Annotated in this window: 25 protein-coding genes and 1 pseudogene; 9 read left to right on the top strand and 17 right to left on the bottom strand. The window is 67.9% G+C overall.

Features of this window, described 5'->3' with window-relative positions:
- Positions 1-59: 59 nt before the first annotated feature.
- On the bottom strand, positions 60-929 hold the full coding sequence (locus QTI04_RS11655) for an amino acid ABC transporter substrate-binding protein (protein WP_286615765.1): 870 nt from the start codon (positions 927-929) through the stop codon (positions 60-62).
- Positions 930-1,126: 197 nt separating this feature from the next.
- On the opposite strand from QTI04_RS11655, the gene QTI04_RS11660 reads away from it, so the two are divergent.
- Together QTI04_RS11660 and QTI04_RS11665 are read left to right on the top strand one after the other, a co-directional pair.
- Positions 1,127-1,708, top strand: a complete 582-nt coding sequence (locus QTI04_RS11660) for a hypothetical protein (RefSeq protein ID WP_286615766.1) — start codon at positions 1,127-1,129, stop codon at positions 1,706-1,708.
- Positions 1,709-1,765: 57 nt separating this feature from the next.
- A complete protein-coding gene (locus QTI04_RS11665) occupies positions 1,766-1,984 on the top strand; it encodes a hypothetical protein (protein WP_286605682.1) in 219 nt (72 codons plus the stop codon).
- A 47-nt stretch (positions 1,985-2,031) separates the two neighbouring features.
- Here QTI04_RS11665 and QTI04_RS11670 read toward each other — a convergent pair whose 3' ends face one another.
- The 16 genes from QTI04_RS11670 to nac form a co-directional block, all read right to left on the bottom strand.
- A complete protein-coding gene (locus QTI04_RS11670) occupies positions 2,032-2,448 on the bottom strand; it encodes a GFA family protein (protein WP_286605684.1) in 417 nt (138 codons plus the stop codon).
- 27 nt (positions 2,449-2,475) lie between these two features.
- Positions 2,476-2,940 (bottom strand): SRPBCC domain-containing protein, encoded by a 465-nt coding sequence (locus QTI04_RS11675; protein WP_286615767.1) that lies wholly within the window; start codon positions 2,938-2,940, stop codon positions 2,476-2,478.
- Between the two features lie 2 nt (positions 2,941-2,942).
- Complete coding sequence (locus QTI04_RS11680) at positions 2,943-3,257, bottom strand: helix-turn-helix transcriptional regulator (protein ID WP_286615768.1); 315 nt, start codon at positions 3,255-3,257, stop codon at positions 2,943-2,945.
- 195 nt (positions 3,258-3,452) lie between these two features.
- Positions 3,453-3,767: a hypothetical protein gene (locus QTI04_RS11685; protein WP_286615770.1), complete on the bottom strand. Its 315-nt coding sequence runs from the start codon at positions 3,765-3,767 to the stop codon at positions 3,453-3,455.
- Between the two features lie 237 nt (positions 3,768-4,004).
- Positions 4,005-4,847 carry an ABC transporter substrate-binding protein gene (locus tag QTI04_RS11690; protein ID WP_286605692.1) on the bottom strand — a complete coding sequence of 281 codons (843 nt, stop codon included), beginning with the start codon at positions 4,845-4,847 and terminating at the stop codon, positions 4,005-4,007.
- Positions 4,848-4,903: 56 nt separating this feature from the next.
- Entirely contained in the window at positions 4,904-5,638 is a 735-nt protein-coding gene (locus QTI04_RS11695; protein ID WP_286616110.1) for an amino acid ABC transporter ATP-binding protein, read from the bottom strand.
- Positions 5,639-5,740: 102 nt separating this feature from the next.
- A complete protein-coding gene (locus QTI04_RS11700; RefSeq protein ID WP_286615771.1) occupies positions 5,741-6,496 on the bottom strand; it encodes an amino acid ABC transporter permease in 756 nt (251 codons plus the stop codon).
- A 3-nt stretch (positions 6,497-6,499) separates the two neighbouring features.
- On the bottom strand, positions 6,500-7,201 hold the full coding sequence (locus QTI04_RS11705; protein ID WP_286605695.1) for an amino acid ABC transporter permease: 702 nt from the start codon (positions 7,199-7,201) through the stop codon (positions 6,500-6,502).
- A 31-nt stretch (positions 7,202-7,232) separates the two neighbouring features.
- Complete coding sequence (locus tag QTI04_RS11710) at positions 7,233-7,985, bottom strand: SDR family oxidoreductase (protein WP_286615773.1); 753 nt, start codon at positions 7,983-7,985, stop codon at positions 7,233-7,235.
- 207 nt (positions 7,986-8,192) lie between these two features.
- Positions 8,193-8,957, bottom strand: coding sequence for a LamB/YcsF family protein (locus QTI04_RS11715; protein WP_286615775.1), 765 nt, complete (start codon positions 8,955-8,957; stop codon positions 8,193-8,195).
- Positions 8,958-8,976: 19 nt separating this feature from the next.
- On the bottom strand, positions 8,977-9,414 hold the full coding sequence (locus tag QTI04_RS11720) for a biotin/lipoyl-containing protein (RefSeq protein WP_286615777.1): 438 nt from the start codon (positions 9,412-9,414) through the stop codon (positions 8,977-8,979).
- Positions 9,411-10,400, bottom strand: coding sequence for a biotin-dependent carboxyltransferase family protein (locus QTI04_RS11725; RefSeq protein ID WP_286615778.1), 990 nt, complete (start codon positions 10,398-10,400; stop codon positions 9,411-9,413). Before QTI04_RS11725 ends, QTI04_RS11720 begins: the two co-directional genes overlap by 4 nt.
- Positions 10,397-11,068 carry a 5-oxoprolinase subunit PxpB gene (gene pxpB / locus QTI04_RS11730; protein ID WP_286615780.1) on the bottom strand — a complete coding sequence of 224 codons (672 nt, stop codon included), beginning with the start codon at positions 11,066-11,068 and terminating at the stop codon, positions 10,397-10,399. The genes QTI04_RS11725 and pxpB overlap by 4 nt, the downstream gene beginning before the upstream one ends.
- Positions 11,065-12,417, bottom strand: a complete 1,353-nt coding sequence (accC, locus tag QTI04_RS11735) for an acetyl-CoA carboxylase biotin carboxylase subunit (RefSeq protein WP_286615781.1) — start codon at positions 12,415-12,417, stop codon at positions 11,065-11,067. Before accC ends, pxpB begins: the two co-directional genes overlap by 4 nt.
- Before the next feature lie 13 nt (positions 12,418-12,430).
- The gene (locus tag QTI04_RS11740) at positions 12,431-12,973 is read right to left on the bottom strand and encodes an acetyl-CoA carboxylase biotin carboxyl carrier protein subunit (RefSeq protein ID WP_336621881.1); all 543 of its coding nucleotides are present in this window, start codon (positions 12,971-12,973) and stop codon (positions 12,431-12,433) included.
- A 63-nt stretch (positions 12,974-13,036) separates the two neighbouring features.
- The gene (nac, locus tag QTI04_RS11745; RefSeq protein ID WP_286615782.1) at positions 13,037-13,975 is read right to left on the bottom strand and encodes a nitrogen assimilation transcriptional regulator NAC; all 939 of its coding nucleotides are present in this window, start codon (positions 13,973-13,975) and stop codon (positions 13,037-13,039) included.
- Positions 13,976-14,133: 158 nt separating this feature from the next.
- Between nac and QTI04_RS11750 the strand changes: the two genes are divergently transcribed.
- From QTI04_RS11750 to QTI04_RS11780, 7 genes and pseudogenes are all read left to right on the top strand, one after another.
- Entirely contained in the window at positions 14,134-15,342 is a 1,209-nt protein-coding gene (locus QTI04_RS11750) for an aspartate transaminase (RefSeq protein ID WP_286615783.1), read from the top strand.
- A gap of 48 nt (positions 15,343-15,390) precedes the next feature.
- A complete protein-coding gene (locus QTI04_RS11755; protein WP_286615785.1) occupies positions 15,391-16,062 on the top strand; it encodes an RraA family protein in 672 nt (223 codons plus the stop codon).
- 32 nt (positions 16,063-16,094) lie between these two features.
- On the top strand, positions 16,095-17,099 hold the full coding sequence (locus QTI04_RS11760; protein WP_286615787.1) for a D-glycerate dehydrogenase: 1,005 nt from the start codon (positions 16,095-16,097) through the stop codon (positions 17,097-17,099).
- A gap of 65 nt (positions 17,100-17,164) precedes the next feature.
- A complete protein-coding gene (locus QTI04_RS11765; RefSeq protein ID WP_286615788.1) occupies positions 17,165-17,938 on the top strand; it encodes a glucose 1-dehydrogenase in 774 nt (257 codons plus the stop codon).
- 8 nt (positions 17,939-17,946) lie between these two features.
- Entirely contained in the window at positions 17,947-18,984 is a 1,038-nt protein-coding gene (locus QTI04_RS11770; RefSeq protein WP_286603783.1) for an L-idonate 5-dehydrogenase, read from the top strand.
- Positions 18,985-19,031: 47 nt separating this feature from the next.
- A pseudogene (locus QTI04_RS11775) lies at positions 19,032-19,175 on the top strand (NAD(P)(+) transhydrogenase (Re/Si-specific) subunit alpha); the annotation flags it as partial.
- A gap of 213 nt (positions 19,176-19,388) precedes the next feature.
- On the top strand, positions 19,389-19,640 hold the full coding sequence (locus tag QTI04_RS11780) for a hypothetical protein (protein WP_286615789.1): 252 nt from the start codon (positions 19,389-19,391) through the stop codon (positions 19,638-19,640).
- Positions 19,641-19,715: the final 75 nt, after the last annotated feature.

Below are 19,715 nucleotides of genomic sequence, written 5' to 3' on the forward strand. Positions count from 1 at the left end.
GGCGCATCCAGGAAGTTCGGGGGAAAAACCGGGACACAAGCCCGGACTTCGCACGCTCCCTATTCCGGCAATGCGTTCAGCACGTACACGGCCTCGATCAACGGCGACGGCGCGGTGCCCGCCGGGAAGCTCTGCCGGAACACCTTGACGATCTCCCCGCTGCGGTAGGTTTCAGCCAGGGCACGGTTGACGGCGAGCCGCAGGTCCGGGTCCCGCCGCATCATCAGCGAATAGGTCTCCATCGAGAGATAGTCATCACTGAGTCGCAGCGTCGCACCGGCCGGGCCACCCGTGACCTCGCCGACCAGGATCAGGCGGTCGGTGGCGTAGGCATCGGCCCGACCGTCACGCACTGCGGCAATGCCGTCGGTGTGGGTCTGCACCGTCACGAAGACCGGCACGATCCCGCGCGCGGACAGGCCCTGGAGCACCTGCTCGGTCGTGGTGCCCCGGATCACGCCGACCCGCTTTCCGTTGAGGTCGAGCGTGCGGCCGATGGGCGAGGATGCCAGCGCGACGAACGAGGCGCCTTCGACCCAGATGGGGTTGCTGAAGTCGACCTGCTGTTCGCGGCTCAGCGTGCGTGAGGTGGTGCCGCATTCGAGATCGACGCTGCCGTCATTCACGGCCCGCATGCGGGTCGTCGCGGTCACGGGGATCCACTGGACATCGAGCTTGGCAAGCTTGAGCTGCGATTGCAGTGAGTGGGCCACGCGCTTGCACAGTTCGACCGAATAGCCCGTCGGTGCGCCGTCCGCGCCCTTGAACGAGAAGGGCTTGGCGTCCTCTCGATAACCCAGCTTGAGGGTCTGGGTCTGCCCGATGCGAGCGAGCGAGTCCCGGGGTGTCGAGCCGGGCGCATTCGCGCAGGCGCCCAGCAGGGCCGACATCAGGAGCGACACGATCAACGTGAAGTAGCGCGAATTCATGAATTCGTCCTTTGACAATGCCGGTGGCGATCGAGGCCCGGATGGACCACTTCGCAGGCTCCATCGGAACAGCGTTGCGAGGCCGGCGCATTGTGCGGGTCGGCATCGAGCTTTGGCAATGCGCGGGGCGCGGGTGACAGTCGCCGGTCGCCGCATCAGAATGCCTGGTCCATAGGTATCACGAGGAAGGATCCCTCATGGCAGACGAAGAGAAACCCAAAACCTGGTGGCAGACCTTGCCGGGGATCATCACCAGCCTGACGGCGGCGATCACCGCGATCGCGGGGCTGGTGGTGGCGTTCAAGCAGGCGGGCTGGATCGGGTCGCCGCCGCCCGCGCAACCCCCGAGCGTGACTGCGCCCGCGTCCTCATCGTCGCAGGCTCCAGCCGTGGCTGCGGCGCCGGCGTCGTCAACCCGCACGAGCCACGCCGTGACACTGCCCGCGATGCGCGACTACAAGCTCGGCCTGGTGACCTTCACGCTGCTTTCGGCGGAGGTCTCGCCGCAAACCTCCGAGAAGGATGCATTGCGGATCCGGCTGCGCATGATGAACAACGATGCCTACGACACCAACTTCTGGGACAGATCGTTCCGGCTCCTGGTCGATGGCGTTCCCACGGCGCCCGAGAGCGATCTCAACGAACTGGTGCGCGCTCGCTCGGCCAAGGAGGGGACGGTGCTGTTCGTGGTTCCGCATGGCACGGCCGCCGGAAATCTGGAGGTGAGTCACCACGACGAGCAGACATCGATTCCCCTCGCTTTCGCGGCACCGCGCTAGGGGCACCCCGCGTATGTCCCGGCCTCGGAAGCTCACGGTTGCATCACAATCGCTGGCATGCCAACCGATCCCGAGAGCCTCAGCGACGAAGAGCTGGCCCGACAGGCCGCCGAGTGGCGCCGTCGTGCACTGCAGGGCGAGCAGGAAGCCAACGGCCATGCGCATGTGCTGGAGCGGGAGCTTCGTCGCCGACAAGGCGCGTTGTCGACCCTGGGTGCGGATCTGCGAGCTCCAGCCAGGCCGCGGGCCGCCTGGTGGGCCTTCTGGAAGCGATAGGCATGGGCAACGGTCATCGCGATTCGCTCTACCGCTGTTGACGGGCCCTAGCCGGACGGCATCCGATCGAATGCCTGCAACGAAGGATCGATGGCGTCCCAGGCCAACCCGCGGACGCTGTAGGTGAGGACCTGTGGCACGAAGCGGTCCGGGTCGTCCAGGCTGCCCGCGGGGACCGCGATCAGGTCCGGCATCGCGACGAAGCGCAGGTAGACCGGCGTTCCGCAGACCGGGCAGAAGGCGTGGACCTTCGTGTTGCCGCTGTCACCCGCGACCTGCCAGTGCGTCGCCTCGCCGGTGATCGTCATCTCGGCGCGCGCGGGAAAGGTCAGGTAGGAGCCGTGCCCGGTGCCGCTGCGTCGCTGGCAGTCGCGGCACTGGCAGTGGTTCTGGAACAGGGGCGCGTGCCGGGTTGCGTAGCGGATCGCGCCGCACGCGCATCCGCCGGTGTAGGGCTGGGTCATGAACAACTCCCGATTCAGGCCGAAAGATCAGGCCACGTGGGGCTTGGCGAAGACATCCATGCCCTGCCCCGTTTCCAGCAGGGACTTCAGGCTGGAAAGCACGAGCGGCCAGCCCTGCTGGATGCCCTTGGCCATCCCGCTGCCGGCCTCGAGTTCGTCGTGGGTGACGGTCAGCCGCACCATCTCCTCGTACGCTGCGACGTCGAAGCTCACGCGGCTGTAGCTGGCCGGATCGTCGGCCTGCGAGGCGTTCGCCCACGTGATGACCAGGCGCGTCGGCGGCGCGACCTCGACGACCTTGCCGACCACCTGGACCGTGCGCTGCTCGTCGGCACGCACGTGCTCCCAGGTCGATCCGGGCTTCCAGTCGGAGACGTTCTCGTGGCCCCAGTAGCGCCGCGCGATCTCCGGTTTCGTGAGGGCCTCGAACACCTTTTCCGGCGTCGAGCGGATGTAGGTCACATAGACGAAGCAGGTCTTCTCTTTGCTCACTGTTACTCTCCTTCGAGTTCCTTTTTCAGGTCGTGCAGCAGGCCGAGCCGCTGGCGTTCGAATTTCCGCACCCACCGCTCGTACACCTCGTGCAGCGGCACCGGGTTGATGAAATGCAGCTTCTCCCGGCCACGCCAGACCGTGCTCACCAGATTGGCCGCCTCGAGGATCCCGATGTGCTGGGTGACCGATTGCCGCGCCATGTCCAGGTGCTCGCAGAGTTCGCCCAGCGTCTGCCCGTTCCTCTCGTACAGCCGGTCCAGCAGCTTTCTGCGTGTCGGGTCGCCCAGCGCCTTGAAAACCTTGTCAGCGTCCATTCGTTGTGTGTGTGCGTGGAGGGATGATATGCAGGCAAATACCTGCATGTCAAGCGGTGCATTGGCCCAGGTGCCGGCGATGGCGCGCTTGACGCTACCGCGCGATCGTCGCGCGCTACGACGAGAGCGTCGCCGCCTTGCTGGGCGCCGTGCACTTGGGCGGCATCGATCGCGGGGCTGAATGGATGACGGGCGCTAGCGTCGGCGCGTCTGCGCCGCCAGGTCTGTCTCCGCCGATCCTTTCGCAGGCTCCGCGCCGTACCTGGCCATGGCCGCTTCCTTCGCCTCGCGCCACCACCGGAGCAGCATGTCGAAATCGCCCGCGAAGCCGCGCTGCAGCAGTTCCTCGGCGTAGCGCGAGCAGAAAGTGGCGGCCGCGACGTCGAGCACCGCGTGCGTCGCCGCGCGATCGCAGGCAAGGTAGACGCCCTTGAGATCGTCCATCGATGCGGCAGGCTGCTGCTCCGCGCCGGGCTCGGCGCTCGCTGCCAAGGGGGTGAGTGCCAGCACGAAGATCGCGCATCCCGCGCGCCATGCAGGGCGGCCTGGGCATGACCACCCGGTGCCATGAGCTTGAGCATTCGATGTCATCTGCGCCTCCCGCTGTCTGCGCTTCGCGTTCACGAGGATGACTCTAGCGATGCCGTCGCATTTGCACATCCTCCGGGAGGAGGATCAGACCTTTGGCGTAGTCATGGCCGCTTGGCCGGCGTCATCGCCAGCGGCGCCGGGCCAGCGGGCGGGCGCTCAGGGAAGCAGCTCGAACTTCAGGTCGGCCAGTGGCGTGACTTTTTCCTCGCGCGTCATCTTGTACTCGGTGTTCGGGCCGAGCCACTTGTTCCACAGCTTGTCGAGTTCGCCCTTCTTCTCCAGCGCGTAGAGCGCTTCGTTCACCTTGGCCAGCAACGCCGGTTCGTCCTTCTTCATTCCGATGCCGATCGGCTGCAGGACCATCGGCTCCTTGATCATCTTGAGCGCGACGCCTTCGGTCTTCGACTGGTTGACCAGCTTGGTGATCGTCATGGTGTTGGCGACCATGCCCATCGACTTGTTCTGCTGGACGGCCATGAAGGCGGACCCGGTGTCCTGGAAGGTCACGGGTTCGGAGCCGTTCATCTTGATCGACAGCTCCGAGGTCGAGCCCTTGGTCGAGCTCAGGCGCTTGCCCTTGAAGTCGGCCTTGGTCGTGCCTGGATCGGAGGCTTTCACCGCCAGCATTTCCTTGGCGACGTAGTACGGGTCGCTGAACTGGATCTGCTCGCCGCGGCTCTTGGTGTAGGCCAGGTTGGCGATGGTCACGTCGACGCGACCGAGCTTGACCTCGGGCACACGCGCCTCGACCGACAGCGGTGTGACCTTGGCCGTGAGTCCCAGTTCCTTCGCGATCGCGTTGCAGAGGTCGACGTCGTGGCCCACCATCTCGCGGGTCTTGGGGTCCGGTGCCGCGAAGGGTGGCACGTCGGCGAAGGTGCCGCACTTGAGTTCCTTGCGCGCACTGATGTCGCTCCACTGGTCGGCCTGGGCCGCGAGCGGGCATGCGCAGAGGGCCGCGGCGAGGGCGGCGAGACGAGTCACATTGGCTTTCGACATGGAGAACTCCTGGGAAGACGATCGGATGGAGAAGAAAACGGGAAGGGTCGGTCGGGTCAGTGCGCGCGCAGGTCGGACAGGAACCGTTGCGCACGCGGATGCTGGGGTCGGGTGAAGAAGGTCTCGGGGTCGGCCTTTTCGAGGATGCGGCCGGCGTCCATGAACCAGACGCGGTCGGCCACCTCGCGCGCGAAGTTCATCTCGTGGGTGACGCACATCATGGTCATGCCCTCGTTGGCCAGACTGCGCATGACCGAGAGCACCTCGCCGACCATCTCGGGGTCCAGCGCGCTGGTGGGCTCGTCGAAGAGCATCGCGGGGGGCTCCATCGCGAGGGCGCGGGCGATCGCGACGCGCTGCTGCTGGCCGCCCGACAGCTGCGCCGGATAGGAATTGGCCTTGTTCGACAGGCCCACGCGCTCCAGCAGCTGGCCGGCCCGGGCCTTGGCATCGCTGCGCTTCACACCGAGCACGCGCACCGGGGACAGCATGATGTTGTCGAGCACGGACAGGTGCGGGAACAGGTTGAAGCTCTGGAACACGAAGCCGATGCGGCTGCGCAGCTTGTTCAACGCATGGCTGCTCATCGGCGCATGGATGTCGTGGCCATCGAACAGCAGCTGCCCGGACTTGATCTCCTCGAGCCGGTTGACGGTGCGGATCAGGGTCGACTTGCCGGAGCCCGAAGGGCCGCAGACCACGACCACCTCGCCCTTCCGGACCTCGGCGTTGACGTCGGTGAGTGCCTGGTACGCGCCATACCATTTGTTGATGTTGGAAAACAGGATCATGGTGTCGTCCTCGCGCGGCTTCTTCAGCCGTGCGCCGGGTTGCTCAAGGGTGTCCATGGTTCTGTCTCCGTTGTGGGTTTCGTTCACCGTCGCATCGCGGTGTCAGGGGTTGGCCGCCACCGGGGGCAGCGGCAGGCCGTCGTCCGAGATGGCCGGTGTCGCGCTGCCGAGCCGCTTGTGGGCGATGCGCCGCTCGAGCCATTGCGCCAGTTGGGTCAGGCTGAAGCAGACGACGTAGTAGGTCATCGCGAGGATGAAGAACACCTGGAACGGCTTGGTCAGCAGCTGGTTGTTGATCTGGTTCGCGGCGAAGGTGAGTTCCTGCACGTTGATCACGTAGCCCAGCGTGGTCTCCTTGATGGTGGAGATGAACTGGCTCAGCATGCTCGGCAGCATGTTGTAGAGGGCCTGGGGCAGGACCACGTAGGCCATGGTGCCCAGGTGGCTGTGGCCCAGGGCGCGGGCCGCCTCGGTCTGCCCCTTCGGGAGCGCCTGGATGCCGGCGCGGACCACTTCCGACAGATAGGCGCCCTCGTAGATCACGAGCGTGCACAGCATCGTCGTGAAGCCCGACACCTCCCGTCCGATCAGCAGCGGCACGAGGAAGTACACCCACAGGATGACCATCAGCAGCGGCACGCCGCGCACGATGTACACGAGCACGGTGGCCGGTAAACGCAGTGCACGCCACGGGGACAGCCGCGCCAGCGCCAGCATCACGGACACGGGGAAGGCCAGCACGATGCCGAGCACCGAGAGAATGAGTGTGGCGACGATGCCGCCCAGCGGTCCGCTCGGGTACTGGCCGACCAGCAGCAGCAGCCAGTTGTCGCGCAGGATGTCGAAGATGCCGAACATGTCTCACCTCGCCGCGGCAACGCGATAGTGGCGCGATATGGCCGCGCCGACCGCCATGATGAGCATGGAAACGAGCAGGTACATCACCGTCGCGAGGCTGTAGGCCTCGAAGGTGCGGAAGCTTTGGCTCTCGATCTCCTTGACCGCATGGGTCAGTTCCGCCACGCCGATGGCCATCGCGAGACTGCTGTTCTTGAACAGCGACACGCTGTGGTTCACCAGGGCCGGCACTGCGTTGCGCACGGCCTGGGGCAGCATCACGTGGCGCATCGCGCCGATGTAGCCGTGGCCGAGCGCACGCGCTGCCTCGGACTGCCCGGGCGGGATGGCGCGCAGGCCGGAGCGCATGTCCTCGCTGAAGTACGCCGCCTGGCACAGGCCCAGCGCCACGATCGAGATCAGCGCCTCGGCGTTGTTGTTCGACAGCCAGGCCTGCACCGCGTCCGGCAGCAGGCTGAAGATGCCGAAGTACCAGAGCATCAGCTGCACGAGCGTCGGCACGTTGCGGTGGTAGGACACGTAGGCCGCCACGGCGCGCTCGGCCACCGGGTTGGCGCTGAGCCGGACCACGAGCAGCACGACGGCGATCGACATCGCGAGCAGCCAGGAGCCGACCGCGATCTTCAGGGTCAGCGCCATCCCGTGCAGCAGCATCGCGCCGAAGTCGGGCTTCAGCAGGATCGCGAGGAGGTCGAAGTCCTTCATGGGGTGCTCTCGGTGTGGTCGGGCGGCCTGCTCAGGCCCGCACCGTCTCCGGCTTGGCGGTGGAAAGGCCGCCGGGCACCTGCAGGGTGGGCGTGATTTCCATGTGGCCGATGTTCACCGCGATCGGCGCCGCGATGGCGAAGGCGATCGCATTGGCGATGTCCGCGGCCTCGGGCAGCTCGTAGCCCTCGACGAAGCGCTTGCGCGTCTCCTCGGAGTCGCCGTGGACGTGGGCGAAGATGTCGGTCGCGACGCGGCCCGGGCAGATCTCGGTCACGCGCACGCGCTTGCCGAAGCAGTCCACGCGCAGTTGGCTCGACAGCATGCTGACGGCCGCCTTGGTCGCGTGGTAGGTGCTGTTGCCGCCGAAGTTGTAGGCCGCGGCGATCGAGCTGATGTTGACGACGTGGCCGTTGTCGCGGGTCACCATGCCCGGGACCACGAGCCGGCAGAGATGCAGGACGGCGCGCAGATTGACGTCCACCAGGAGGTCGATCCCTTCGGCGTCGGCCTTCAGGATCGAGCCCGGCCGGTCGACGCCCGCGTTGTTCACGAGCACGTCGAAGGCGACCTCCTTCGTGAGCGCGGTCACGCCAGCCAGGTCGCTCACGTCGATCGCGTGCGGGATGCAGCCCGTGCGCGCGGCGAGGTCCTTCAGTTTGTCGCCGCTGCGAGCCAGCGCATGGACTTGCAGGCCTTCCTTGCAGAGGCGCTCGACGACGGCGGCGCCGATGCCGGAGGAGGCTCCTGTCACGAGGGCGGTCTTGTAGTCGGAGAAGGGCATGGGGATCACTTTCTTTCTGTGGAAGGGCGCCCGGTTTCACCGCTGTCGAAGGCGCTGTCGGGTCGCGTTGAATTCACTGTATCGACGGCAGGTCCGGCGCGCCAAGACGGATTGGCTGTGGAGCGATAAGGCTCCCTTATGTCGCCCTCGAAGGGTGCGAGCCGGGTCAGGGTAAGCACCATGTCCGTGCCTGTTCGAGGGTGCGCTTCAGGCGGTCTGGCGCGAGATCGGGACCACGCGGCCGTGCGCCTCGACCACCTCGCGCACCCCGCGCGCGAGCGCCAAGGCGCCGGGCGTGTCGCCGTGGACCAGGATCGAATGCACGCGCATCGGGATCTTGTGGCCGCCGTAGGTGGTGACGGTCCCCTCCTCCAGCAATTGCCGGACACGGGCCAGCACCTGCTCAGGGTCGTGGATCACCGAACCCGGCAGCTTGCGCGGGATCAGCAGCCCGCTGTCGTCGCAGGCGCGGTCGGCCAGGAAGGTGGTGCGGATGCGCAGCCCGCAGCGCTCGGCCGCATCCTCGATGGCCCGGCTCGCCGAGGAGCTGATCGTCAGCGACGCATCGAAGTCCGCCACCGCCCGCACCAGTGGCGCCGCGAATTCCGCATCCGCCGCCGCCATGTTGCCGAGCGCGCCGTGGAAGCTCATGTGCGTCATCCGGTGCCCGGCGGTGCGTGTGATGCCGGCCAGCGCACCGAGCTGGTAGATGACGGCCGCCACGAGCTCGCGCGTGTCCATCTGCAGGGGGCGGCGGCCGAAACCGGCCAGGTCCGGGAAGCCGACATGCGCGCCGACGTCGACGCCGCGCTCGAGCGCCGTGCGCACGGTGCGGTCCATGATCTGCGGGTCGCCCGCGTGGAAGCCGCAGGCGACGTTCGCCGACGAGACGATGCCCAGCAAGGCTTCGTCGTCGCCCATGCGCCAGGGGCCGAAGCCTTCCCCCAGGTCTGTGTTCAGGTCCATGTCCATGGCGGGTGTCCTTTTTTCGTCAGAGGGAATGCAGGTCGACCAGGGCGGCGCCGTAGCCGACCGTCGCGCCGTCCTCGACGCGCAATGCGGCGACGGTGCCGGCGCGGGAGGCGGCCACCGGCAGCAGCAGGACGCCGATGCGCAGCAGCCCCAGCGTCTGGCCGGCCCGCACGTGAACGCCGGCGCGTGCGAACGGCGCCGTCGCGCACGGATGCGCACGAAGGAACACGCCGACCGATGCGGAAGTCACGGTGTCGAGTGGCGGCGGGTTCGTCGCGGCAGGCCGCGGCGTGACCGGCGCATCATCGTCGCGCTGGCCGTCGTCCAGCTTCACGACCTCGTCGCCACGGCGCCCCAACCGGACGATCGCGTCCGGCATGCGCAGTTCGAGGAAGCCGATGTCCATCGCCGCCATCCAGCCGGCGATTTCACGCAGCTCGTGAGGCGCCTTCCTCATGCGGCGACTCCCATCGGCCCGCTGCGTTGCAGCGCCACCATGCGTGCCACCTTCGCGAGCCAGGCTTCCTTCTGTTCCAGCGCGGCCACGGCCTCGTCCCAGCTCGTCTCGATGAAGCGGATCCGGCTGCCGATCGGCGCCTGCCCCAGTCGCCACAGATCGGCTTCGATCACGGTGCCGAATTTCGGGTAGCCGCCCGAAGGCTGTGCATCACGCATCTGGATGATCGGTTGCCCGCTGTGAGGCACCTGGATCACGCCCGGCACGATGCCGTGCGAGCGCAGCTCCATCGGTGCCACCGGCCGCAAGGCCGCGCCGGACAGCCGGTAGCCATAGCGGTCGCTCTGTGACGTGATGCGCCACTCGCCGGCCCAGAAGGCCTCGCGCGAGGCGGCCTCGAAACCCGGGTACTCGGCGCCCGGCAGGACCCGCAGCGCGACCAGCCCGTCGAGTTCCAGGGGCAAGGCGAGGGCCGGCGGCACCAGTCCGAAGCCGGTGCGACAGGCGCGCTTCGGGTCTGCGGCGCGCAGGACATCCCCCTTGCGCAGGGCCCGTCCCTCATGCCCACCGAAGGCGCCGCGCATCTGGGTACTGCGCGAACCCAGCACCTGCGGCACATCGATGCCGCCCGGCAGGCACAGCATGGCGCGGCTCGCGCGCCGCGCGCCCTGCGGGAGGCCCAGCGTCAGCACCTGACCGGCGCGTGCCCGGTGCGACCACCACGGCAGCAGCGCTTCCGCATCGAGCTTCGCGCCGCAATCCGCGCCGGTCAACGCGAAGATGCAATCCTCGGCGAAGCGGACCTTGAACGGAAAGACCGGGATCTCGATGCCCGCAGCCCCGGGCTCGTTGCCCAGCAGGAGATTGCCCGCCGCCAGGGCGAGGTCGTCCATGGCGCCGGCGGTACCCACGCCGAAGCGCAGGCTGCCCAGGCGCCCGAGGTCCTGGACAGTCGCCAGGGCGGCGTTGGAGAGGATCTCGATCATGGCTCGATCCCTTCGACGAGGAAGCGGATGCGGTCGCCCGGCTGCAGCGTCGCCGGTGGATCGCGCGCCGGGTCGAAGAAGGTCATCGTGGTGCTGCCGATGGTGTTCCAGCCGCTCGGCCCGGCCGAGGCCGAGACGCCGGTTTGCGCACCGCCGATCGATACCGCGCCACCCGGAATGCTGAGCACCGGCACCGGGCGCCGCGGCGTCGCGATGCGAGGGTCCATGCCGCCGAGGTAGCAGTAGCCGGGATGGCTGCCGAGCGCGTACACCGGGTAGAGCGGCGCGCTGTGCAGCTCGACGATTTCCTCGACCGACAGGCCGGTGTGCGCCACCACGTCGGCCATGTGCGGTCCTCCGGCGCCGCCGTAGCGCACCGGCAGCTCGACCACGCGGCCTTCGCGCGTGAGCGGGGCGACGGCCTCCCACGCGGCGGCCAGTCGTGCCTTCAGTTCATCGAGCGCGCGCGGCGGACGAACGAAGCTCAGCATCAGGTTGTTCATGCCGGGGACGGCCTCGCGCACCTCGGGCCAGGCGGCAGCCTCCTGCGCGAGCGCCCAGATGCGCTGCTGCGAATGAAGCTCCATCGCGCCCGGCGCTTCGAAGAGCAGCGCGGTGGTGCCCAGCAGGCTCACGGTCGGGCCCGGTCCGGTGGTCGAGAGAGTCACGGTGTGCTCCTGCGCTGCAGCCAGCGCTCGAGGTGATGGATGTCGACCCCGCCGGTGGCAAAGCCGTCGTCCTGAAGCAGGGCGCGGTGCAGCGGCACGTTGGTGGCGATGCCGTCGACCTGCAGCTCGCTGAGCGCGAGCCGCATGCGATCCAGCGCGTCCTCGCGGCTCGCGCCGTGCACGATCAGCTTGCCGATCATCGAGTCGTAGTACGGCGGCACGCGATAGCCCACGCCCGCGTGCGAATCGAAGCGCACGCCGAAGCCGCCGGGCACGCGCCAGCCCGTGATGCGACCGGGGGACGGCGCGAAGCTGTCCGGGTCCTCCGCGTTGATGCGGCATTCGATCGAATGCCCCGCGCAGGGGACATCGGCCTGCGCGATCGCCAGCCGCTCGCCGCGCGCCATGCGCAACTGCTGCTGCACGATGTCGATGCCGGTGGTCATCTCGGTCACCGGATGCTCGACCTGCAGCCGCGTGTTCATCTCGATGAAGTAGAAGGCGCCCTTCTCGTAGAGAAACTCGAAGGTGCCCACGCCGCAGTAGCCGATCTGCCGGCAGGCCGCCGCGCAACTCTCCCCGACCGCGGCGATCAGGGCCTCGTCGATGCCGGGCGCCGGAGCTTCCTCGATCACCTTCTGGTGCCGGCGCTGCAGGGAGCAGTCCCGGCTGCCGAGCCAGATCGCATGGCCGTGGCTGTCGGCGAGCACCTGGATCTCCACGTGCCGCGGATGCAGCAGGAACTTCTCGATGTAGACCTCGGGATTGCCGAAGGCGCGTCGGGCCTCCTCGCGCGTGAGCGCCAGCGCCTCGAGCAGTTCGGACTCCTCGCGGACCACGCGCATGCCGCGACCGCCCCCGCCGCCGGCGGCTTTCACGATCACCGGGTAGCCGACCTCGCGCGCGAGCGCACGCACGGCCTCCGGATCGTCCGGCAGGCCATCGTCCGGCCCCGGCACGCAGGGCACGCCGGCGCGCCGCATCGCGCGCTTGGCCGCGACCTTGTCGCCCATCACGCGGATGCACGCGGCGCTCGGTCCGACGAAGTGCAGCCCGGCCTGCTCGACCTTCTCGACGAAGCCCGCGTTCTCCGAAAGAAATCCGTAGCCGGGATGGATCGCCTGCGCACCGCTCACCTCGGCCGCGTAGAGCAGCGCCGATTGATTGAGGTAGCTCAGGCCGGGACTGGCCGGACCGATGCACAGCGCCTGGTCGGCCTGTCGCACATAGACCGCGTGGCGGTCGGCGTCGGAGTGCGCGACCACCGTCTTGAGGCCCAGGCCCCGGCAGGCGCGCAGGATGCGCAAGGCGATCTCGCCGCGGTTCGCAATGAGGACGGTGTCGAACATGGACGCGTCCTTCTCAGCCAAGGCGGAACAAGGGCTGGCCGGCCTCGACCTCGTCGCCGGAACGCACGAGCACCTCGACGATGGTCGTGTCGGCCTCGGCGCGAACCTCGTTGAAGACCTTCATCGCCTCGATCACGCACAAGGTCTGCCCGGCTGCGATCTGCTGGCCCGGCTGCACGAACAGGGGCTCGCCCGGCGAAGGCTGCAGGTGAATCACGCCATAGAGCGGCGCCAGGCACTCGGTCGGGTCCGCGGCCAGGCCATCGCGGGGTTCGTTGGATGCGCCGCGTGCATCGCCTGCGTCATTCACGGTGCCCTGTGGCGCGGCGCAGGTGACCCCGGCGACCTGCCCGACTCGGGCCAGAGACGCCGAAGACGCTTGCTTCGCGAGCCGCAGCGTGCAGCCGTCTTCGCTGTACTCCAGCTCCGACAGCTCCGAAGCCGCCAATGCGTCGATGAGAATCTTGATCTGTTCCTGGTTCATGCCGGCCCCGCCGGCAAAGGGCGGGATCTCCTGGGTGGCCGACGCATTCCGCGAACGCGTGACGGCAGGCATGAACGGTAGCCCGCGAGGGCCGCAAAGCCAAAGACGGATTGGCTGTGCCGGGATAAGGTCGGCTTATGACGCCGCGACCGGCGCCGGATCCTCGGTCGCGGTGGTGTCGTTCGACAGCTCGGTGACCAGCTCGAGGAGGATGTCCTTCACCGCCTGCGCGGGTTCGGACAGCGGCAGGTGGTCCGACTGGCACAAGGCGAGTGGCGCCTCGATCACGGGGTCGACGATCTTGAACTGCCATGCGCCGCAGGCCGTCACGACCTCGCGCGCCATCGACGCCGGCAGGATGGTCGCGCCCAGGCCGTCCGCGATCGCCGCGGTCAACGTGAAGGCGGATTCGATCTCGGCCACCACGCGCGGCGCACCGCCGATCCGGCCGAAGGCCGCATCGACCAGCTTGCGCACCACGTTGTAGGGGCGCGGCATGAAGAGTTCCATGTCGCGCAGGTCCGTCAGCCGCACGGGTTGGGCCGGTGCCGGGATCGACGCCGGTCCGACGAGGAACAAGGGTTCCTTGAGCAGCGGCAGGAAGGTCAGGCCATGGATCGCCTTGTCGCCGTAGAGCACCGCCAGGTCCATGCGGCCGTTCATGATCAGTTCGCTGAGCGTCGTGCCGTAGTTCTCGTTGAGGTACAGCAGGATGCCCGGATGACGCGCCCGCACCGTGCGCAGCAAGGGCAGCGAGAGCGCCGCGGCCGCGGTTCCGGGCGCGAGGCCCACCGACACCTGACCCGAGACCCCCTGTCCGGCTGCATCCATGTCGATCTGCGCCTGCTCGCATTGGCGCAGGATGATCTGCGCGTGCCGGTAGAGCACCTTGCCGGCTTCCGTGGGCGTCACGCCCCGCTTGGTGCGCACGAGCAATTGCTGGCGCACCTCGCCCTCGAGTGTGATCAGCTGTTGGCTCAGTGCCGGTTGCGCGATGAAGAGCAACTCGGCCGCCTGCGTCAGGCTGCCGATGTCCACGATCTTCACGAAGTACTTGAGTCGCCGCAGGTTCACACCGGGTCCCGAAGCAAAACCTCAGCCTAGCACCCGTGTGCCGACCGGGCCATCCGGGCTCACCATAAGCTCTTCCTATCCGCCCAGAGCGATCTCGTCTTGGCCTCGGGAAGGAGATCTGCGTACCGTAGGGTCCTGCCATCCCACTCCAGGAAGTCATGACCACCTCCCGCATCGCAGAGCGCGTCCGTCGCATCAAGCCTTCGCCCAGTACCTCGGCCGCCGACCGCGCCAACGAGCTGCGCCGCCAGGGCAAGTCCATCGTGAACCTCGTGGTCGGCGAGCCCGACTTCGACACTCCCTTGCACATCCGCCAGGCCGCCGCCGCGGCGATGGACAAGGGTGCCACCCGCTACACCCTGATGGCCGGCACGGTCGAGTTGAGGGAGGCGATCGTGGGCAAGCTCCAGCGCGAAAACGGCCTGAGCTATGCGATGAACGAGATCATCGCCACCAACGGTGCGAAGAGCGCAATCTTCAACGCGTTCGCGATCACACTGGAGGCGGGCGACGAGGTCATCGTGCCCGCACCCTACTGGGTGTCCTACCCCGACATGGTGCTGGCGTGCGATGGCAAGCCGGTGATCGTCGCGTGCCCCGAGGTCAACGGCTTCAAGCTCACGCCCGCGCAGCTCGAGGAAGCGATCACGCCGCGCACGCGCTGGCTGCTGATCAATTCGCCGAGCAACCCGACCGGCGCCGCTTACACGGCGGACGAATACCGTGCGCTGGCCGATGTGCTGGCGCGCCACCCGCAGGTCATGGTGATGACCGACGACATCTACGAACACATCCGCTTCGACGGCGAGAAGACGCCGCACATCGTCGCCGTGGCACCCGAGCTGCGCGATCGCACGCTGGTGGTCAATGGCGTCTCGAAGACCTATGCGATGACGGGCTGGCGCATCGGCTACGTGGCCGGACCCGCCGACCTGGTCCGCGCGATGGACACGTTGCTGTCGCAGTCGACCGGCAACTGCTGCTCGATCAGCCAGGCCGCCGCGGCGGCGGCGATGAACGGTGACCAGTCGTTCGTCGCCGAGAGCGTCGCGGTCTACAAGCAGCGCCGCGACCGCACGCTGGTGCTGATCAACGCGATCCCCGGCCTGAGCTGCGCCGCGCCCCCGGGCGCCTTCTACCTGTACGTCAACTGCGGCGGCCTGATCGGCAAGACCACGCCCTCGGGCAAGGTGCTGGCCGAGGACGGCGACGTCGTGATGTACCTGCTCGAAAGCGAGGGCGTCGCGATGGTCGCGGGCACCGCCTATGGCCTGTCGCCCTACTTCCGGCTGTCCATCGCGACCTCGATCGAAATCCTCGAGGAAGGCTGCGCGCGCATCGCCCGCGCGGTCGCCGAGCTGCGCTGAGCCGCACCGGCCGCCCGCGCCAACCCCCACACCGAACTGGAGACTCCCATGCAATTCAAGGGCATCCGCAAGAACCCGTCCGCGCCGCAAGCGAACCCGGCCCACATCGCCGCGCTGCGCGACATCCCGGTCGCCGCGCTGAGCGACAACATGCACCGCAACATCGGCAGCGTCGGACTGCACCCCTATCACCGGCCGGGGCCCGGAACGATGGCTGGCACGGCCGTGACGATCAAGTCGCGCGGCGGGGACAACCTGACGCTGCTGCGCGCCTTCGAGTTCTGCCGGCCCGGCGACGTGATCGTGATCGACGCCGACGGTGATCTGGCCAATGCCGTCATCGGTGGCATCCTGTCGTTCTACGCAGCGACCATCGGCACCGTCGGGGTCGTGCTCGATGGGGCCATCCGCGACGTGGCCGAGATCCGCGCGCGCGACTTCCCGGTCTACGCACGCGGCGTGAACCATCGCGGACCGTACAAGGACGGGCCCGGCGAGATCAATGTCCCGGTGTCGGTGGGCGGCATGCTCGTGAACCCCGGGGACATCGTGGTCGGCGACCAGGACGGCCTGATGGCGTTCTCGCCGAGCGATGCCGAATGGGTCATCGAGAAGGCCCGCGCCCATCTGGCCACCGAGGCGGAGACGATTCGCGCCATGAAGGAAGGCCGCTGGGACCGCAGTTTCCTCGATGCCCTCGAAGCACGCTGCCCCAACTGAACCCGTTCCCCAACAAGAAGACAGAGACCACCATGACGCTTTCCGTGCTCGTCACCCGCGCCACGTTCGCTGACATCGCTCAGCGATTGCATGAACATTTCGACGTCGACGACAACCCGGACGACGCCCTCTGGGACCCGGACGAGCTGAAGCGGCGCCTGCAGGGCAAGCAAGGCGTGATGAGCCACGGCAGCGACCGCATCGACGCGGCCCTGCTCGACGCCTGCCCCACGCTCAAGGCGGTGTGCAACGTCGGTGTGGGCTACAACAACGTGGATGTGGAGGCCTGCACGGCGCGCGGCGTGCTGGTGACCAACACACCGGATGTCCTGACCGAGACGACGGCCGACTTCGGCTTCGCGCTGATGATGGCCACGGCCCGGCGCATCGGCGAGTCGGAGCGCTTCGTGCGCCAGGGCGACTGGACCAAGACCGGCATCTTCGACATGTTCGCGGGCAGCGACGTGCACGGCGCGACGCTCGGCATCCTCGGCATGGGCCGCATCGGCCGTGCGGTCGCTCGCCGCGGCTCGCTCGGCTTTGGCATGGGGGTGATCTATCACAACCGTTCACGGTTGACGGCCGAGGCCGAAGCCGAGAGCGGCGCTCGCTACGTCGACAAGTCGACCTTGCTGCGCGAAGCCGATCATCTGGTGCTGGTGCTGCCCTACTCCGCTTCGTCGCATCACGCGATCGGCGCCGAGGAGTTGAAGCGGATGAAGCCCACGGCCACGCTGACCAACATCGCGCGCGGCGGCATCGTCGACGATGCGGCGCTCGCATCCGCACTGCGGGCGGGCACGATCGCCGCGGCCGGGCTCGATGTCTTCGAGGGCGAGCCGCGCGTCCACCCTGCGCTGCTGGGCTTGTCGAACGTGGTGCTGACGCCGCACATCGGCAGCGCGTCGATCCAGACGCGGCGCGCCATGGCGTCGCTCACCGTGGACAACCTGATTGCCGCACTGGGCGCCGGCCCGCAGGCGCGCCAGCCACCGACGCCGGTCAATCCCGAAGTCCTGGCCGCCCGCCTGCGCTGACCGGGCTGTGCTGGCTCGCCGTCCCTTCCTGTCCCCTCTGCTTTTCCTGAACCCGGGCCCCTACCTTGAATTCCATCCTCAAGAGCTTCGACCTCACCGGGCGCACCGCGCTCATCACCGGATCGAGTGCCGGCATCGGCTTCGCGCTCGCGCGCGGCCTCGCGGGTGCCGGCGCCCGCGTGATCCTCAACGCGCGCAATGCGGCGAAGCTCGAAGGCGCTGCCGAGGTGTTGCGCAGCGAGGGCCTGCAGGTGCTGACCGCCGCCTTCGACGTGACCTCGGGTGATGCGGTGAACGCCGCAGTGGCACGCATCGAAGCCGACATCGGCGCCATCGACATCCTCGTCAACAACGCCGGCATGCAGCGCCGCGGGCCGCTCGACCAGTTCGAGGAAGCCCACTGGCACGAATTGATGAAGACCAACGTCGACAGCGTGTTCCTGGTCGGCAAGGCGGTGGCGCAGCACATGATCCCACGCGGGCGCGGCAAGATCGTCAACATCTGCTCGGTGCAGAGCGAGTTGGGCCGACCCGGCATCGCGCCCTACACCGCCAGCAAGGGCGCAGTGAAGATGCTGACCAAGGGCATGGCCATCGACTGGGGCCAGCACGGCATCCAGGTCAACGGGCTCGGGCCCGGCTACTTCAAGACCGAGCTGACCGAGGCGCTCGTCCACAACGAGGAGTTCACCAAGTGGCTGGTCGGGCGCACGCCCTCGCGGCGCTGGGGCGATGTGGAAGACCTGGTGGGCGCGGCCGTGTTCCTGGCGAGCGATGCCTCCAACTTCGTCAACGGCCACATCCTGTACGTCGATGGCGGCGTGACCGCAACCCTTTGAGAGAGACCATGGAAGCACTTGTCATCCACGCCCCCGGCGACCTGCGCGTCGAGGAGATCGAGACCGCCGAGCTCGGCGCGGACCAGCTGCAGGTGCGCGTGCGCTGCGGCGGCATCTGCGGCTCGGACCTGCACTACTACCAGCATGGCGGCTTCGGCACCGTGCGCATCCAGCAGCCGATGGTGCTGGGCCACGAGGTGGCCGGGATGATCGAGGCGGTGGGTTCGGCCGTCACGGGCTTCCAAGCCGGCGAGCGCATCGCGATCAGCCCGAGCCGGCCGTGCGGCCTGTGCCGCTACTGCCAGCAAGGTCTGCAGAACCATTGCCTGGACATGCGCTACTACGGCAGCGCGATGCGCACGCCGCACGTGCAGGGGGCGTTTCGCCAGCAGATCGTGGTCGAGACGCACCAGGCGCACAAGCTCGCGGATTCGCTCAGCGATGGCGAGGGCTCGATGGCCGAGCCCTTGTCGGTGGCGCTGCACGCGGTGCGGCGCGCGGGGCCGCTGCTGGGCCGGCGCGTGCTGGTGACCGGCTGCGGGCCGATCGGCGCGCTGGCGATCATTGCCGCGCGGCGCGCGGGCGCCGCCCACATCGTGGCCACCGACGTCGGTACCCTCACGCTCGACAAGGCGCTGAAGGTCGGGGCCGACGAGGTGATCAACGTGGCCGAAGAGCCCGAGGGCCTCCGGCGCTTCACGGCCGACAAGGGCAGCTTCGACGTGCTGCTCGAGGCCAGCGGCAACCCGCGGGCCCTGGTCGGCGCCTTCGAGGCGCTGCGCCCGCGAGGCATCATCGTGCAGCTCGGGTTGGCCGGTGGCGAGATCCAGCTGCCGATCAACACGATCGTCGCCAAGGAGTTCGACCTGCGCGGCGCCTTCCGCTTCCACGAGGAATTCGCAGTCGCGGTGGAGTTGCTCAACAAGGGGCTGGTCGATGTCAAGCCGCTGATCTCGGCGACGCTGTCGTACCGCGATTCGGCGCGCGCCTTCGCCCTGGCGGCGGACCGGTCGCAGGCGATGAAGGTGTTGCTGAACTTCGATTGAACGCCTCCGCTGCGCCGCAGCGCCAGAGCCAGAAACGAAAGAGCGAAATGCACATAGGCGTTCCTGCCGAAACCACGGTCGGCGAATCCCAAGTCGCCGTCACTCCGGAGACTGCGAAAAAGCTCGTGGCTCAGGGCCATGTCATCCGCGTTCAGGCGGGCGCCGGCGTTGCCGCCAGCCACATGGACAAGACCATGATGGGCTTCGGCGACGCCAAGAAGGTCGTAGAGGACATGGCCAAGGCGATCGAGTAATCTGCATCTCGCAGCGGGCCTGTCGAGGCCCTGTGCCGAGATCGAACCGGCCAGCGGGTACCCGGCTGCCGCCGATATGGGCGGCGTCTTCCTACATCGCGCATCGTCAAAGGGTACGACGCTGTGGCCACAACTTTCCAGGAGGCCAGCATGCCCACCGCGGACCCCAAGCAGTTCCAGGCATTTGCGTATCGAGGCAGGGCGTTCCTTTGCGGCGCTCAGCCTCATGAGAACGGCACGTTCCTGCCGGTGGTGATTTGCGTCGGTGACGCACCGGGTCGGCAGACCGAGCTGCCCCGAGACACGGAGGCCTATTCGACCGCCGCCGAGGCCCTTCGACACGCAGAGCAACAGGCGGCGCGATGGGTCCATGAACACGAAGACTGCCGGGGCAGTGAATAAGCCACGCACGCGCATTGGTGGGGACAGCGGGTGTGCCTGACGCTACATTCCGCCAATGGCTGCGATATCAGTGAC

This window comes from Variovorax sp. J22R115, assembly GCF_030317005.1.
In the GTDB taxonomy this organism is placed as follows: Bacteria; Pseudomonadota; Gammaproteobacteria; order Burkholderiales; family Burkholderiaceae_C; genus Variovorax.